Source organism: Pseudomonas putida, from assembly GCF_001636055.1.
Classification (GTDB): domain Bacteria; phylum Pseudomonadota; class Gammaproteobacteria; order Pseudomonadales; family Pseudomonadaceae; genus Aquipseudomonas; species Aquipseudomonas machongensis.
Window position 1 is genome coordinate 320,666 of sequence record NZ_CP011789.1, and the last position, 15,939, is coordinate 336,604.

The following is a 15,939-nucleotide window of genomic DNA, read 5'->3' on the forward strand; positions in this document are numbered from 1 at the left end:
CCGTGTTCGCGGGACAAGCCCGCTCCTACAGGCCCACGAATACCACGACGCGGTGCCACTCACTGCACCGCTGTCGCCTTCCAGCCGCCACCCAAGGCCAGGAACACACCAATCTGCCCCATCGCCACCTGGGTATTGGCGGCCGCCAATTGCGCACGCACGTCGGTATAGGCGCGGGTCGCCTGCAGGTCGGCAAGGAATGACTCACGCCCGGCCTCATAGCGGCGATGGGTCTGGTCGGCCGCTTCCTGCGCCGAGCGCTCGGCATCGGCCAGTGCATCGCGACGGTCCAGCAAGGCGCTGTACTGCGCCAGGCGGGTCTGGGTTTCGCGGATGGCGTTGAGCACCACGCCATCGAAATGCGCCAGCGCGGCCTGGGTCGAGGCTTCGGCTTCGCGAATCCGGGCACGGGTGCCGTTGGTGGGGATGGCCCAGCTGATCTGCGGGCCAATGCCCCAGCGGTTGGTCGAAGGCTCGCCGAGGTTTTCAAGAATGCCGATGGTGCCGACCTGGGCGCCAATGCTGATGTTCGGATACAGGGCGCCGGTGGCCACGCCAATGGTCGCAGTGGCAGCCGCCAGTTGGCGCTCGGCCTGACGCACGTCGGGACGGCGCTTGAGCAGCGCCGCGCCATCGCCCACCGGAATCAGTTGGGCCAGATGCGGCAGCTCGGCGCACTCGGCGGTGCCCGGCGGCAACTGGTCGACCGGTTTGGCCAGCAATGCGGCGAGGGTATAGAGCCCGGCCTCGCGCTCGGCCTTGAAGCGCGGCAACTCGGCGCGCAACGACTTGAACTGGGTTTGCGAGCGGGTAACGAGGGTCTCGTCGCCACGGCCAGCATCACGCAGGCGCTGGTTCAACTGCACGCTTTGCTGCTGCAGGTCGAGCGATTCGCGGGCGATGTGGTATTCCTCATTGGCCGAGCACACCTGGGTGTAGGCCTTGACCACATCGGCCACCAGGGTGATGCGCGCGGTGTCGGCGGCGGCCTGCACCGCGTCGGCATTGGCCTTGGCAGCTTCGGTGCCGCGCTTGAAGGTACCCCACAGGTCGAACTGGTACGAGGCGCTGAGAATCGCCTCGCCGATGTTGGCCACCGGGACTTTTTCCGGCAGCAGGAAAGCTTCGCCAGACTCCTGCAGGCGCTGGGCGCCGGCCTTAGCGCCGCCGCTGAAGCCCCCCTGCGACTCGGCGACCTCGACCTGCGCGCGAGCCTTGGCGATGTTCGCCGCTGCCACGCGCAGCTCGGTATTGGCGCTCAACGCCTGGCGCACCAGCGCATTGAGACGCGGGTCCTGGTACAACTGCCACCAGTCATCCGGCACCGGCGCCGACACCACGCTCGCGGCATCCTGGCGCAACGGGCCGTTCAGGTCGCTGCGCTGCACCGCGGCATCCTCGGGTACCTGGTAATCGGGACCGACCATGGCGCAGGCCCCCAGCGACAGCGCCAGCCCTGCAAGCATCAGGCGTTTCATGGCCGCTGGCCCTCGATGATCGACACCGTGGCGGTACGCCCGGCGATCATGCGGAAATCTGCCGGCACCTCATCGAAGGCGATCCGCACCGGGATCCGCTGGGCCAGGCGCACCCAGCTGAACGCCGGGTTGACGTTGGGCAGCAGGTTGGCGCCACTGACGCGGTCACGGTCCTCGATCCCTGCCGACAGGCTTTCGACATGGCCGCGCAGGCGTGTGTCATCGCCCATCACGCGGATGTCCACGGCATCACCAACATGGATGCCACTGAGCTTGGTTTCCTCGAAGTAGCCATCGACATGGTACGAGGCGCTGTCGACCACCGACAGCACCGGTCGGCCCGCAGTGACGAACTCATGGGCCCGCGGAGCGCGGTCGTTGAGGTAGCCATCCACCGGGCTGCGCACCACCGAACGGTCGAGGTTGAGCTGGGCGGTATCGACCGCCACCTGCGCCTCGCTCACCGCCGAGCGGGCACGAGCCTCGCGCGACTGGCTCTCTTCGAGCTGCTCGGCCGCCACCAGGTTGCCCAGCTTGCGATTGCGCCGGGTTTCGCGGGCGGCCTGGGCCAGGGTTTCCTCGCGCTCGGCCAGGGTCGCCCGGGCCTGGCGCAAGGCCAGGCCAAAGCGGTCCTGATCGATGGTGAACAGCACGTCACCACGCTTGACCACCTGGTTGTCGCGCACCTCGACCTTCTGGATCAGCCCGGACACATCCGGGGCGATCTGGATCACGTCGGCGCGGATATGGCCGTCGCGGGTCCAGGGCGCGAACATGTAGTACACGACCATCTGCCAGACCAGCACGGCCGCGAAGGTCACCACCAGCAATGTCAGGACCACACGGCCCAAGGTCAACAACGGTTTTTTCATGGCAGCATCAGGCTTCGGCAAAAGTGATCCACCGCACCCAGCAGTACGGCGTAGAGAGCAACGTTGAACAACGCCCGGTGCCAGACCAGGCGGTAGAAATGCAGGCGCACCAGCACAGCGTGCACGCCCAGGAACAGCAGGTAGGTGGCAAACATCATCACCAGCAGCGTGGGCAGGAACACCCCGCTGATATCCAGTTCACCGATCACAGCGGCGCTCCGTCGATTCCAGGTGGCAGTTGCGGTTGTTCGACCGGCTCGAGCATCACCTCGACGCCCGGCAACAGCGCCAGACGCAAGCCGGCCAGGGCATGCAGCAGGTGAACGCGGGGCTCGCCGCGCTCGTTCAGCTCGTCCAGTGCCAACGCCAGGCGTGCCCGCTCCATGTTGCGCAGCAGCGCTGCAGGTGCGTGCAGGCGCTGGCCGGCACGCAGGCAGCTCGAGTAGTGACCGCCGACTTCCTCGATGACCGTCTGCAAGCGTTGGCGGGCCTGCTGGCTGACACGCGGCATGTAGGCCAGCAGGTCGAGCAGGTTCAGGCCCACACGCAGGTCGCGCAGGGCAACGCCGCTGTCCTGACCGGTCTGCGACAGGCGCGGCAGATGCTGCATCAGGCGGTCGAGCATCTGCACACCGACCTTGCGCTGTTCAGCCAAGGTCGCAGGCTCGGTCATCTCGACGATGTCGCGCCAGGTGAAGCGGGTCATGCGCTTGGCGGCCAGCTCCACACCGAACGGGCGCACCACCAGGGTCCAGATGAAGGCAAACAGCAGCCCGACCGGGCCTGCCAGGTTGGCATTGAGGAAGGTGAAGAAGTCGGCGTCGTAGGCGCCCTGGATGCTGATGAAGGTCGAGGTGTTGACGATGGTCAGCAGGGTGCCGAGGTAGAAACGCGGCTGCACGGTGAGGGTGCCGACCACGATGAAGGGTACGGCGAATGCCAGCACCAGCATCGGGAAGTCGTGCAGGTTCGGCAGCACCAGGAACAGGTAGACGCTGGAGAAGATCACCGACATCAGCGTCCAGAAGAAAAAGCGGTAGATCTGCGGCGCCGGATCATCCATCGCCGCAAAGAAGCTGCAGGCCACGGCGGCGAGGATCACGGCACTGGCGCCGTCGTTCCATCCCAGGCCGATCCACAGGCCACAGGCGACGACGATCGCGGTGACGGTGGAGAACACCGAATACAGCATCAGGCCGCGGTCGAAGAATGGCGTCAGGCGGCCCAGCCGCCAATGACGGTAGACCGCACGCCAGGGCTTGGTGTCGTCCAGGCGCAGGGCATGCTGTAGGGTGCAGCAATCCTGCCAGAGATCGAGCCATTCGCTGAGGCGGTAGAGGGCGTTGGACATCAGCAGGGCATGGCGCTGATCGAGCGCATCGGCGTGCGGTTGCAGGCGGTCGATCTGCTCGTGCAGCGCGGTCCAACGCGCGACCGAAGCGCTGTCGGCGGTGCCCTTGAGCCACTCTCGGGCCGATGCCAGCAGCGGCTGGACTTGTGCGAACTGCTCCGGCGCGCGACCTTCGAGCGCGACCAGCGCATCATCAAGGGCATCGATCACCGGCAGCAGGTGGATCATGCGGCCGCGCAGTTCCCGGGCGTTCTTCACGGTGTGCGGGCCGGCGCCTTCGTGGCCGAGCTGGCCGATCATCAGTTCCAGGCTGTTGAAAGTGGCAACCATCGAGCCGCGCAGGCCCGCGACCTTTCCGGCGTCAGTGTCTCGGCTCAGGTACAGATCGCTGTAGCGGATGGCCTCGCCAAACCAGGTGCCCGTGGCGCCCACCACCACCGGCGCCAGGCGACGCGGCCAGAAGATCGCACCCATCACCGCGGCGCAGACGATGCCAAGGCAGATTTCCTGCGCCCGCGACGAGGCGACATCGAACACCGCGAGCGGGTTGTCGACCACGGCCAGGGCGATCATCGGCAAGGTGTAGCCGGCCAGCATCAGCATATAGTTGTTGGCCGTGCGCAGGTTCAGCGAAAGGAACAGCAAGGTGCCGGTCCACAGGGCGATGGCGATGCTCAGCAACAACGGTGACTGCACCAGCGGCGGCACCAGCAGCACCGCGCCGCCAGCACCGAGCAGCGTGCCGACTGCGCGGTACAAGGCCTTGGAACTGGTGGGGCCGACGAAGGGGCTGGACACGATATAGACCGTGGCCATCGCCCAGTAGGGGCGCGGCAGTTGCATCAGCAAGGCGATGTACAGGGCAATCATCGACGCGGCGAAGGTACGCACGCCGTAGAACCAGTCGCGCGCCGGCGGTACCGAACTGAAGAAGCCGTTCACACCGGCGCCCCCTGTGCAGCGACTTCGAAGGCGTGGATGACCCGCAGGGTGGCTTCCAGGTCGGCGGCCGAGATACCGTGCAGCACCTCGCGGCGCAGACGTACCAGCTCGCGCTCGATGGATTCGGCCAGGGTGCGGCCTTCGGCGGTCAGGCTCAGCGCCTTGGCACGTCGGTCGAGCGGATCCTCGGTGCGGCACACCAGCCCGGCCTTGCACAGTTGGTCGAGCAGACGCACCAGCGACGGGCTTTCCAGGCCCGCGGCCTGGGCCACGGCCACCTGGTGCACACCATCGCCCAGGCGCACGATCATCAGCAACGGCACCGCACAGGCTTCGGAGATGCCATAGCCGGTCAGTGCCGCATGGCAGATGCGCCGCCAGTGGCGACCGGCAACGACCATGCCGCTGCTGACTTTCAGGTGCAGTGCGTCGAGTGTCATGTGGAAGAACCGAGGATATTCATAGTTTGCTAACTATCAATATACGCCCAGCCCTCCCCCCTTCGTCAACCGGGGGCGATGAACAGTGTGTTCGTGGGAGCGGGCTTGCCCGCGAAGGCCTCACCACCACCCCACCGGACTCAAGGCTGAACCTGGTCCTCCAGCTTCATGGTCAAGGCCAGGGTGCTGCCCAGCGCGATCGCCTGGTCGCGCCACTCCAGGTAGCGTCCCTCATCGCTGCGACTGAAATGCACCGCCAGCTCCTCGGCCGCCTGCATCACCCCCGCCCCCGCGGCAAGCTCCAGCCAGTACAGCGCCGCCCGCGTATCCGACTCGACATGCAGTCCATGCAACAGCCGGTAGCCCACCTCGAACCGGCAACGTGCCTCGCCACGCTGGGCCCCGCGCAGGAACCACTGGTATGCCTCGGCCGGGTTTACCTCCCAGTCCTGATCGGCGTCGCAGACTTCTTCCTCGTACAGGTCGCCCAGGGCCGCAGCAGCGTGCGACAGGCCACGTTCGAAAGCATGCCGGTAATGCTCCGCGGCGGTGGCATAGCACACCGTCACACCCTTGCCGAAATAGTGCTGTTGCCCCAGGTTGAACCAGGCCGCGGCGTTGCCCTGCAGCGCGGCCATGCGCAGCAGATGGCTGGCCAGCGCCGTGTCGGCGCGCCAGTAGCGGCCATTGAGCCAGATCCAGCCCAGGTCGTTGAGCACCGCGGCATTGCCCTCCAGTGCCTGGTGCCGCAGGTCGGCGTAGATCGCCTGCACATCCACTGCCTCGTCCAGACGGCTCACCAGCGCAGAGCGCTCACCCAGCACCGCCCACTGGGTGGGCATGCCGACGCCCGCGAACAGGCGCAGGTGTCGCCGGGGAATGGCTGGCGCAGGCACGATGCGCTCGGGCAGGAGACGGGCGAGCAGCGAATGGATATTGCTGGCAGCAGACATGTTCATCCTCATTGAACGTCCCACAGTTCCGACCTCGACTGTGATGAGGCGATTCTGCGCGACGACACGACGAAACCTGTCGCGAACGATTCACCTCGACGCAACCAAATCGCAGTTCCGCGATCTCAGCGCAAAGTAGCGAATTGCCATCTGCCGCGGTGCCCGCCATGCTAATGCCGCAAGCCTAGACAAGGACGTTACCCTTTGCCGTTCGCCACTACCCGCGCCACCCTCAGCCGCCAGTGGGCGCTGCTGCGTCAATTGCCCAGCCGCTCACCGGGAGTCACCAGCGCCGAACTGGTCTGGCGCCTGCGCGATGTCGGCTTCAATGTCAGCAAGCGTACGGTCGAGCGCGACCTCAACGAGCTGTCGCTGATCTTTCCGCTGGAGCGCAATGACAAGAGCATTCCATTCGGCTGGCATTGGTCGGCCAGCGCCATGGGCGAGCCGCGTGGCAATTTCGACTTGCTCGACTACCTGCGTGGCGACCCGCAGCAGCCCCGTCAGGGCACGGGGCTGGAACTGCAGGCGTGGGTCAGCGATCAGCTGGCGCGACAGCTGCGAGAAGTGCCGTTGAGCGCGAACATGCAGTTGACGGCGCTGCACCATGGCCATCGACTGCGGGCGACAGTAGAAGACGGCTGGACGTTACGCTGGTGGGTATTGGGCCAGGGTGAGGCCGTGGTGGTCGAGCAGCCGGAGGCGCTGAGAGATGAGATTCACAAGACGCTGAGTAATGCGGCCGCCCGATACCTGACCTGATAACACGGAAACAGGCACCCAACCTGCTTGCGCGCGGAACTACCTCTGCATCCCCCAACGCCGTACGGTCAACCGCTCGAGGGTATTGAACACCAGGCCCTCCACCAGCAAGCCGATCAGGATCACCACCGCCAACCCGGCAAACACCTTGTCGGTATACAGCTCGTTGCGGTTCTGGAAGATGTACCAGCCCAGCCCGCCCTTGCCGCTGCTGGCGCCGAACACCAGCTCGGCGGCGATCAGGGTGCGCCAGGCGAAGGCCCAGCCGATCTTCAGACCCGAGAGAATCGACGGCAATGCCGCCGGCACCAAGATGTGCAGCACCAGGCGCAACCCACGCAGGCCATAGTTGCGCCCGGCCATGCGCAGGGTCTCGGACACGCCGAGAAAGCCCGCGTAGGTGTTGAGCGCCAGTGCCCAGAGCACCGAGTGCACCAGCACGAAGATCAGGCTGTTGTCGCCCAGGCCAAACCACAAGAGGGCTAGCGGCAACAGTGCGATGGCCGGCAGTGGGTTGAACATGGAGGTCAGGGTACCCAGCAGGTCGCGGCCGAACTGGGTCGAGACCGCCAGGCTGGTCAAACCGAAGGCCAGTACGATCCCCAGCACATAGCCCTTGAGCAGCACCACCAGCGAGACCCCGACCTTGGCCGGCAGCTCGCCACTGGCCATCCCGTCCCAGAACGCCACCGCCGTTTGCAGAAAGGTCGGCAGCAGCAGGTCGTTGGCGGTGTAGCGCGCCACCGCCTCCCAGATCAAGGCGAGCAGCACAAGAATCACGGTCTTGCGCAACCAGGCCTGTTGCCACAGACGTTGGGCAAGCGGCAGATCACGCTCCAGCGAAAGCCCTGGCAGGGGCTGCAGCGGCACTTCGTATTCCTGGCGTGCAGGTGTGGTCGTCATGCGCAGGCTCCTCCTGTCAGTAAGCGATGCGGATATCGTTGAAGCCCAGGTCCGAGGCCTGCTCCGGCTCACCGGCCTCGTCGAACAGCAGGCGATGGATACGCCGGGCGCTGGCCTGGAAATCGCTGCCACCCAGGCTGCCCAGATCGTATTGGTGGCTGTGCACCTCGGCCCGTACCCGTCCCGGATGCGGCGACAGCAAGAGGATGCGGTTGCCCACCACCAGCGCCTCCTCGATAGAGTGGGTGACGAACAGCAGCGTGAAGCGCACCTCTTCCCACAACAGCAGCAATTCTTCCTGCATCTTGCGCCGGGTCAGGGCGTCGAGTGCGGCGAAGGGCTCGTCCATCAGCAGCACCTTCGGCTGCGTGGCCAACGCGCGGGCAATCGCCACGCGCGCCTTCATGCCGCCAGACAAGGTGTGCGGGTAGGCATCGGCAAAGGCGGCCAGGCCGACCTTCTCCAGATAGTGCAGCGCCCGGGCCTCGGCCTCGGCGCGCTTGAGTTGGCCAGAGACCAGCAGCGGAAACATGACGTTCTGCTTGACCGTCTTCCATGGCGGCAACTGGTCGAACTCCTGGAACACGACGATGCGGTCAGGACCTGGGCCCTTGACCGGCTGGCCCTGCAACAGGATCTGCCCTTCGCGCGGCTCGATGAAACCGGCCACGGCCTTGAGCAAGGTCGACTTGCCGCACCCGGACGGGCCCAACAGTACGAAGCGGTCGGCGCGATCGACTTCGAAGCTGACCTGGTGAGTAGCCCGCACCACGCGCTGCGCGGTGCGGTATTCGAGGCTGAGATTGTCCACCTTGAGCAGCGGTGGGGTGTCGACACGGCTCAGGTTGCTGGCCGTGTGGCCTGGCAATGGGGCGGTCATGGTCGATCAGCTCCCTTGCAATGGGCGCTCATCCTGGAAGAAGTAGTCCTTCCACGACTCGGGCTTGTGCTTGATGGCGCCGACCCGGTAGAGGAATTCGGCCAGTGGGTAAGTGTTCTTCGGCGTGATGGTGAACTCGTACTGCGGGTTGTCGATCAGCTTGATCAAGGCGTTGCGATCGATCTTGGCCTTGGTCACGCGGATGTAGGTATCGGCGGCTGCGGCCTTGTCTTTCTGGGCGAAGTCGGCGGCTTCGGCGAGCGCATCGACGAACGCCTTGTAGGTCTTGGGGTTGTCCTTGCGGAACTTCTCGGTGGCGAACAGCAGGGTTGGCGAGTTGGGGCCGAGCAGGTCGTAGCTGTTGAGCACGATGTGCACGTTCTTGTTGGCCAGCGCCTGGTCCTGGAACGGTGGGTTGGAGAAATGCCCGTTGAGTTCGGTGCCGCCGGCCAGCAGCGCGGCTGTGGCATCTGGATGCGGCACGGCCAGGGTGTACTTGTCGAGGCGGTTGTACTCCTTGTCGCCCCACTGCTTGGCCGCCGCGTATTGCAGGAAGCGCGACTGTACCGAAACACCCACCGCCGGCACGGCGATACGGTCCTTCTCGGAAATGTCGGCGATGGTCTTCACATTGGGGTTGCTGCTGACCAGGTAGTACGGGAAGTTGCCCAGCGAGGCCACGGCCTTGACGTTCTGCCGGCCGTAGGTGCGATCCCAGACGGTGAGCAACGGCCCGACGCCGGCGCCGGCAATGTCCACAGAGCCCGACAGCAACGCATCGTTGATCGCCGCGCCCCCGGAAAGCTGCGCCCAGTCGACCTGAATGTCGATGCCCTGCTCCTTGCCGTGCTTCTCGATCAGTTGCTGGTCACGAACGACGTTGAGCAACAGGTACACGATGCCGAACTGCTCGGCGATACGGATCTTGCCTTCGGCCTGGGCCACCGCCGGCGCCGCGAGGCCGCCTACGATCAGGCTGGCGCCCAGGCCGATGCTGGCCGCCAGGCGGCTGATGGATTTACGCATGATGAGGGTCCTCAGTCGTCAGAACGGGGCATCGCCCTGGATGGTGGTGCGGTAGAGCTTGCGGCGCAGGTGCGCGGGGCAGCCGGCAGCCAGGTGGATCAGCGAACGGTTGTCCCAGAACACCATGTCGTGGGGCTGCCAGGCGTGGCGGTAGATGTTCTGCTCAAGCACGCTCAGGGCGTAGAGCTGCTGCAGTACATCGCGGCTTTCGTCATCGGGCAGGCCGACGATGCGAGTGGTGAAGCCCTCACTGACGAACAGCGCCTTGCGGCCGTTCTCCGGGTGAGTGCGTACCACCGGGTGGATGACTTCGTTGACCTGGGCCAGTTGCTCGGCGGTCAGGGTCGGGCGCCAGTTGCCCTCGAACTTGGTTTCCGAATAACGAGCGGTATAGGAATGCGCAGCGCTGCGCCCCTCGACCACCTTGCGCAGCGCATCGGGCACCGCGTCCCAGGCCTTGTGCATGTCGGCGAACAGGGTGTCGCCACCCTCGCTGGGCAGTTCCTGGGCGTGCAGCATCGAGCCGAGGCTCGGCAGCTCTTTGTAGGAGAGGTCCGAATGCCAGAACTTGCCGGCATCACCCAGGCCAATGTTGCGACCGTCTTCGATGATGTTGGAAACGATCAGAATCTCGGGATGGTTTTCCAGCAGGAACTGCTTGAGCACATGGATCTGCAGTACGCCGAAACGGCGGCTGAAGGCGATCTGCTGTTCGGGGGTGATGCGCTGGTCGCGGAACACCAGGACGTGATGGTCCAGGTGGGCGCGATGAATACGGTTGAAATCTTCGGCGTTGACCGGCCGGGACAGGTCCAGCCCAATGATCTCGGCACCGACGGCACCGGAGAAGGGGCGGATTTCGAAGCGTTGCGGCTGTGCGCTGTCGATGGACGACAAGGCGTTCGAGGCGGCTGACATTGTTCACTCCCACGCAGTGCGCGACTTTCAGGGGCGCGCATCGATTCAGAAACGCACGGGGATTTCCCGTGTGGGTTCGAGTCGTGCGGCGCGCCGATTGGTCGGCAGGTACGCAGTGGGAGTGACTATAAAGTCATAAGAATGGAAATTTAAATATCTTTAGCGAATATGCATATACGGGCTGCGATGGCCTGGCGGAAAAACTGCGGGAGTTTCCATAGGAGCAACTGTCTTGCTCAAAATCTAAAGGTCAGCCCAATCCCCTGTGGGAGCGGGCTTGTCCCGCGAACACGGGCGTAGCCCGTGCCAGGCAGCGCGGTGTCTTTTTCGCGGGCAAGCCCGCTCCTACAAGGATCGGGCCGGGTCGTTATCACCGCTCGCGCAACGCCTCGGAGCGCGCCTTGATGATCGGCTTGAGCAGGTAGCTCATGATGGTCTTCTTGCCGGTAAGGATATCCACCGTGGCGACCATGCCGGGGATGATCAGCAGCGGCTTCTCGTCAGAGCCCAGGTGGCTTCTGTCGGTGCGCAGCTTGATCAGGTAGTAGGTGGTCTTCTTGTCTTCGTCGGTGATGGTGTCGGCACCGATCTGTTCGAGCTTGGCCTTCATGCCGCCATAGATGGTGTAGTCGTAGGCAGTGAATTTCACCGTGGCTTCCTGGCCGGGGTGCAGGAAGGCGATATCCTTGGGCAGGATCTTCGCCTCTACCACCAGCGTGTCGTCCAGCGGCACGATCTCGATGATGTCGCTGCCCGGCTGGATCACGCCGCCGATGGTGTTCACCAGCAGTTGCTTGACGATACCGCGCACGGGCGATGTGACCATGGTGCGGTTGACCCGGTCATCCAGCGCCTTGCTGGTGGCCGTCGCCTTGTTCAGCTCAGTGCGAGCCTCGTTGAGCTGGGTGAGGGCCTCGCTGCGGAACTTGCCGCGGGTTTCCTCGATCTTGCTCTGCACTTCCTTGATCGCCGCTTCGGCACGGGGAATGGCCAGGGCGGTAGAGTCCATCTGGCCACGGTTCTCGACTTCCGCACGACGCAGGCGCAGCACCTCGACCTGCGAGATCGCCCCCTGGGCCACCAGCGGCTCGGACATGGAGATTTCCTGGCGCAGCAACTGCAGGCTGTTGGCGTACTGGGCGCGCTTGGAGTTGAACTCGCGCAGTTCCTGCTGCTTCTGCACCAGTTGCTGCTCCAGGCCACTGATCTCGTCATGCAACTGCTGGCGTCGGCTCTGGTACAGCGACTGTTCGCTGGCAGCCTGGCTCGGCGCGGCCTTGCGCAGTTCTTCATCGATCTGCAGCGGCGTGTCGTCGACCTCGGCGCTCAGGCGCTGCACGCGCAGGGCCATGGCCAGGCGCGAGGCCTCGGTCTCGTCGACGTTGGAGGCGAAGCGGGTTTCGTCCAGACGCAGCAGCGGTTGGCCGACTTCGACGATCTCGCCTTCCTTCGCGTAGATCTGCGCGACGATGCCGCCCTCGAGGTTCTGCACCTTCTGTACCTTGGACGAAGGAATAGCCTTGCCTTCGCCGCGCGTCACTTCATCGATGGGCGCAACGCTGGCCCATACGATCAGGAACACGAAGAAGGCAATCACGCCCCAGATGGTCAGGCGCACGATGCGCGGCGCATCCTCGATCAGCGCCTTGTTGACCTCTGGCAACGGCTGGCCTGCCAGCGATTCGGAGCCTTTGAAATAGCGGCGCAGGTTGTCCTTGAAACGCCCGAAATCCAGCTTATGCAACACTGATCTGCCCCTTCTTCAGCGCTTCCATGACGGCGGCTTTCGGGCCATCCGCGACGATCTGTCCACGATCGATGACGATCAACCGGTCCACCAGCGACAGCAACGAAGCCCGGTGCGTGACCAGCAACACGGTCTTGCCTTCGATCACCGCACCCAGGCGCTGCTTGAGGCGTTCTTCGCCGGTGTTGTCCATGGCGCTGGTGGGTTCGTCGAGCAGCAGGATCTGCGGATTGAGCAGCAAGGCACGGGCCAGGGCGACGTTCTGGCGCTGGCCGCCGGAGAGATTCTGGCCGCGCTCGCCAACCTGCAGCTCATAGCCGTCGGGATGAAGACGGGCGAATTCATGCACGCCAGCCAGCTCTGCGGCCTGCAGGATCAGCTCATCCTCGATGTAGCGGGCGCCGCTGACCAGGTTGTCGCGCAGGGTCCCGGCCAGCAACTGGATATCCTGGGGCACATAGCCGATATTGTGGCGCAACTCGCTGACGTCGATCTGGCGGATATCGACGCCATCGACCAGCAGCGAGCCGCCGTCGGCTTCATACAGGCCGACGATCAACTTGGCCAGCGAGCTCTTGCCCGAACCACTGCGGCCGATGATGCCGACCTTCTCGCCAGGTCGAATGACCAGGTTGATGCCCTTGAGCGCCTGGTTCTGCTGGTTCGGATAGGTGAACTCGACGCCGCGGAACTCAACCGCACCCTGCAGCACCTGGCGGCTCAGCGGACGCTCTTCGAAATTGCGCTCCTGGGGCAGCTCCATCATCTGGTCGGTGGCGACCATGGTCACCTTGGCCTGCTGGTAGCGGGCCAGCAGACCATTGAGCTGGCCCAGCGGGCCAAGCGCGCGACCACTGAGCATGTAGCAGGCCACCAGGCCGCCCATACTGAGGTTGCCGTCGATGATCAGGTACACGCCAACGGAGATCATCGCCACACCGGCGAGCTGCTGGATCAGCATGGTGATGTTCATCGCCAGGCCCGACAGTACCTTGACCCGCAGTTCGAGGCGGCTGAGGGTGCCGAGGGTCTGCTCCCACATGTACTGGCGCTCGCTCTCGGCGTTGTTGACCTTGACCGCATCCAGCCCGGCAAGGGTCTCGATGAGGCTGGACTGGCGCTCGGAGGCCAGCGCCATGGTGCGCTCCATCGTCGCCATCAATGGTTTCTGCAGGGCATAGCCGATGCCCAGGGCCAGCGGGAAGGCCAATATCGGGATCCATACCAGGTGCCCACCGATGATGGCGATCACCGTCAGGATCAGCAGGGTAAACGGCAGGTCGATCAGGCTGGTGAGGGTGAGCGAAGCGAGGAAGTCGCGCAGCCCCTGGAACTCGTGGATGTTCTGCGCAAAGCTGCCGACCCGCGCGGGGCGGTATTTCATCGACATGCCGACGATACGCTCGAACAGCGTCGCGGAAATGATCAGGTCGGTCTTCTTGCCGGCAAGGTCCAGACAGAGGCTGCGCAGCCCCTTGAGGATGAGGTCGAAGACGTAGGCACCGGCGATGCCCACTGCCAGCACCCACAGCGTCGAGGTGGCTTGGTTGGGCACCACGCGGTCATAGACGTTCATCACGAACAGCGGCGCCGCCAGGGCAATCAGGTTGATCACCAGGCTGGCGGCGATGGCGTCGATGTACAGCCATTTGCTGCGCATCAGGGTGTCGCGGAACCAGGAGCGCGCGCGCGGGATCAGGTTGCCGTGGTTGACGTCGAACTTGTGCTGCGGCTGGGCGAAGAACACCTTGCCGCTGTAGTCGCTGAGCAGCGCCTCGCGGGTGACCAGCACTTCCCCGCCGTCGCTCTCGCTGAGCAACAGGCGTGCGGTGTCTTCATTTTCCCAGCCGAGCAGGACAGCACTGCGCCCTTCCTTCAGAAGCAGCATCGCCGGCATGGCGATGCTGGGGATCTGCTCGAGCTTGCGCTGCAGCAGGCGCCCCTGCAAACCCGCGCGAGCTGCGGCACGCGGCAGCAGCTCGACGCTCAGGCGCTGCGCCGGCAGCGGCAGGCCGGTGGTGAGCATGGCCCGGCTGGCGGGTTTCTGGTGCAGGACACACAGGGTCAGCAGGCTGTCCAGTAGCGGATCGTCATGCTGACTGCGTGGATCATGGTTGAGTTGTACTCGACTGACTTCAGATTCCACGCGGCGCTCTCTTCATCCTTGCGGTTGGATAGGACAGGTGCGCCTTCAGTTCATGCCTGGCAGGTTCACCTTTGGCTTCAGGTCGTTCTGTACGACGGTCGCCATGGGGGCTACGACACCCTGGCTCTTCAGCAGTTGACCAATGGTCGCCTTGATTCGGTACTGAGTAAACAACTGAGTGTTCTTCACTTCTACCAGACGACGTTGCGCGGTGAAGGTTTCATTCTCGCTGTCGAGCAGGTCCAGCAGGGTTCGCTCGCCCAGGCCGAACTGCTGCTGGTAGGCGCTGCGCACCCGGGTGCTGTGATCCACATACTGCTGGGCGATCGGCAACTGGGCGTTGGCGTTGTCCAGAGCATTCCATGCCAAGCCTAACTCCTCATTGAGCTGACGCAAGGCGTTGTTGCGAATATCCAGCGCCTGGTTGGCCAGATACGACTTCGATTCCAGGTCGGCCTTGTTGCTGCCACCGGCGTAAAGGTTGAAGTTCATGCGCAGCATGGCCTGCCACTCATTGTTGTGGCCGACCGAACCGTCGAGGTTGTTGTCTGCCGTCCGTCCGAGCTCTGCATCAAAACGCGGATAGAAACTAGACTTTGCCGCTTCGTATTGCTTCTCGGCGGCAGCGATGTCGGATTCTGCCGAGCGCAGGATCGGGCTGCTCTCGACCATCTGGTGACGAGCCTCGTCCAGGGTGGCCGGCAGCAGGTCGATGAACGGCGCAGGCGCGCTCAGTTCGTCGGGCATTTGCCCGATCACGCTCAGGTAGTTGGTATTGGCATCGGCCAGGTTGGTCTGCTCGGTGATCAGGTTGTTACGCGCCTGCGCCAGGCGCGCTTCGGCCTGGTCGAGGTCGGCCAGGCGGCCGACGCCACGGCTGGTGCGCAGCTTGATCTGGTCGAGGATGCGTTCGTGGTTGCGCAGGTTGTCTTCGGCCAGGCGCACCATCTCGCGGCGCGACAGGACATCGAGATAGACCTGGGCAACGGTCAGCGCGGTGCGCTCGGAGGTGCCCATCAGGGAGTAGGCACGAGCGTTGACCGTGGCTTGCTGACGACCCACTTCGCTGGAGGTGGCAAAACCGTCAAAAACCATTTGGCGGAGACGGATACTTGACTCACCCCGGTTCAAGGTCTCCCAGCGATGCGACGTACTCGGCGAATCGCTGCCCTCGCGGCCGTAGCCGGCGGTCATGTCGACGCGCGGTAGGTAACCACCCTGCGCGGCGCGCAGTTGATAGTCCGCGGCGGTGCGAGCGTTGACCCCGGCCTGGATTTCCGGGTGCACGTCCAAGGCCTGTTGCATGGCTTGCGGCAGGGTTTGTGCTTGGGCAATGGAGGCTGCAAGGGCGAGAGGAAGAACGGTGAAAAGTGACGCACGCATTTTTACTGATTCCCAAGTGGCGCTGTTGTCCCAAATCACGGCCGAAGCGGGTCTGGCCCCTGAAAATGGCGGCCTGAACTGAACGATTGGCGAGCTTGCGAGACTGTACGTAATTAATACGAAAGGAAGAGGTTTTTA

General features: G+C 64.3%; 14 protein-coding genes. 1 reads left to right on the forward strand and 13 read right to left on the reverse strand.

All coding sequences use genetic code 11. The features are described from left to right. Positions 1-59: 59 nt before the first annotated feature. From AB688_RS01405 to AB688_RS01430, 6 genes are all read right to left on the reverse strand, one after another. On the reverse strand, positions 60-1,478 hold the full coding sequence (locus AB688_RS01405) for an efflux transporter outer membrane subunit (protein ID WP_063541760.1): 1,419 nt from the start codon (positions 1,476-1,478) through the stop codon (positions 60-62). Continuing rightward, the gene (locus AB688_RS01410; RefSeq protein ID WP_063541762.1) at positions 1,475-2,350 is read right to left on the reverse strand and encodes an HlyD family secretion protein; all 876 of its coding nucleotides are present in this window, start codon (positions 2,348-2,350) and stop codon (positions 1,475-1,477) included. Before AB688_RS01410 ends, AB688_RS01405 begins: the two co-directional genes overlap by 4 nt. Beyond that, on the reverse strand, positions 2,347-2,559 hold the full coding sequence (locus AB688_RS01415) for a DUF1656 domain-containing protein (protein WP_054895000.1): 213 nt from the start codon (positions 2,557-2,559) through the stop codon (positions 2,347-2,349). The genes AB688_RS01410 and AB688_RS01415 overlap by 4 nt, the downstream gene beginning before the upstream one ends. Further along, positions 2,556-4,643 carry an FUSC family protein gene (locus AB688_RS01420; protein ID WP_063541764.1) on the reverse strand — a complete coding sequence of 696 codons (2,088 nt, stop codon included), beginning with the start codon at positions 4,641-4,643 and terminating at the stop codon, positions 2,556-2,558. The genes AB688_RS01415 and AB688_RS01420 overlap by 4 nt, the downstream gene beginning before the upstream one ends. Then, on the reverse strand, positions 4,640-5,083 hold the full coding sequence (locus AB688_RS01425; protein WP_063541766.1) for a MarR family winged helix-turn-helix transcriptional regulator: 444 nt from the start codon (positions 5,081-5,083) through the stop codon (positions 4,640-4,642). The genes AB688_RS01420 and AB688_RS01425 overlap by 4 nt, the downstream gene beginning before the upstream one ends. 140 nt (positions 5,084-5,223) lie before the next feature. Continuing rightward, positions 5,224-6,036, reverse strand: a complete 813-nt coding sequence (locus tag AB688_RS01430; protein ID WP_063541768.1) for a tetratricopeptide repeat protein — start codon at positions 6,034-6,036, stop codon at positions 5,224-5,226. Between the two features lie 204 nt (positions 6,037-6,240). On the opposite strand from AB688_RS01430, the gene AB688_RS01435 reads away from it, so the two are divergent. Beyond that, the gene (locus AB688_RS01435) at positions 6,241-6,798 is read left to right on the forward strand and encodes a WYL domain-containing protein (protein ID WP_054895004.1); all 558 of its coding nucleotides are present in this window, start codon (positions 6,241-6,243) and stop codon (positions 6,796-6,798) included. Between the two features lie 39 nt (positions 6,799-6,837). Here the strand turns inward: AB688_RS01435 and AB688_RS01440 are convergent, their stop codons facing one another. The 7 genes from AB688_RS01440 to AB688_RS01470 form a co-directional block, all read right to left on the reverse strand. Further along, a complete protein-coding gene (locus tag AB688_RS01440) occupies positions 6,838-7,701 on the reverse strand; it encodes an ABC transporter permease (protein ID WP_063541770.1) in 864 nt (287 codons plus the stop codon). A 16-nt stretch (positions 7,702-7,717) separates the two neighbouring features. Next, positions 7,718-8,581: an ABC transporter ATP-binding protein gene (locus AB688_RS01445; RefSeq protein WP_054895006.1), complete on the reverse strand. Its 864-nt coding sequence runs from the start codon at positions 8,579-8,581 to the stop codon at positions 7,718-7,720. A 6-nt stretch (positions 8,582-8,587) separates the two neighbouring features. Continuing rightward, on the reverse strand, positions 8,588-9,607 hold the full coding sequence (locus AB688_RS01450; RefSeq protein WP_054895007.1) for an ABC transporter substrate-binding protein: 1,020 nt from the start codon (positions 9,605-9,607) through the stop codon (positions 8,588-8,590). Positions 9,608-9,625: 18 nt separating this feature from the next. After that, positions 9,626-10,525, reverse strand: a complete 900-nt coding sequence (locus AB688_RS01455) for a TauD/TfdA dioxygenase family protein (RefSeq protein ID WP_063541772.1) — start codon at positions 10,523-10,525, stop codon at positions 9,626-9,628. A 370-nt stretch (positions 10,526-10,895) separates the two neighbouring features. Further along, the gene (locus AB688_RS01460; protein WP_054895009.1) at positions 10,896-12,272 is read right to left on the reverse strand and encodes an HlyD family type I secretion periplasmic adaptor subunit; all 1,377 of its coding nucleotides are present in this window, start codon (positions 12,270-12,272) and stop codon (positions 10,896-10,898) included. Further along, on the reverse strand, positions 12,262-14,418 hold the full coding sequence (locus AB688_RS01465; RefSeq protein WP_063541774.1) for a type I secretion system permease/ATPase: 2,157 nt from the start codon (positions 14,416-14,418) through the stop codon (positions 12,262-12,264). Before AB688_RS01465 ends, AB688_RS01460 begins: the two co-directional genes overlap by 11 nt. Before the next feature lie 45 nt (positions 14,419-14,463). Continuing rightward, positions 14,464-15,801: a TolC family outer membrane protein gene (locus AB688_RS01470; RefSeq protein ID WP_063541776.1), complete on the reverse strand. Its 1,338-nt coding sequence runs from the start codon at positions 15,799-15,801 to the stop codon at positions 14,464-14,466. Positions 15,802-15,939: the final 138 nt, after the last annotated feature.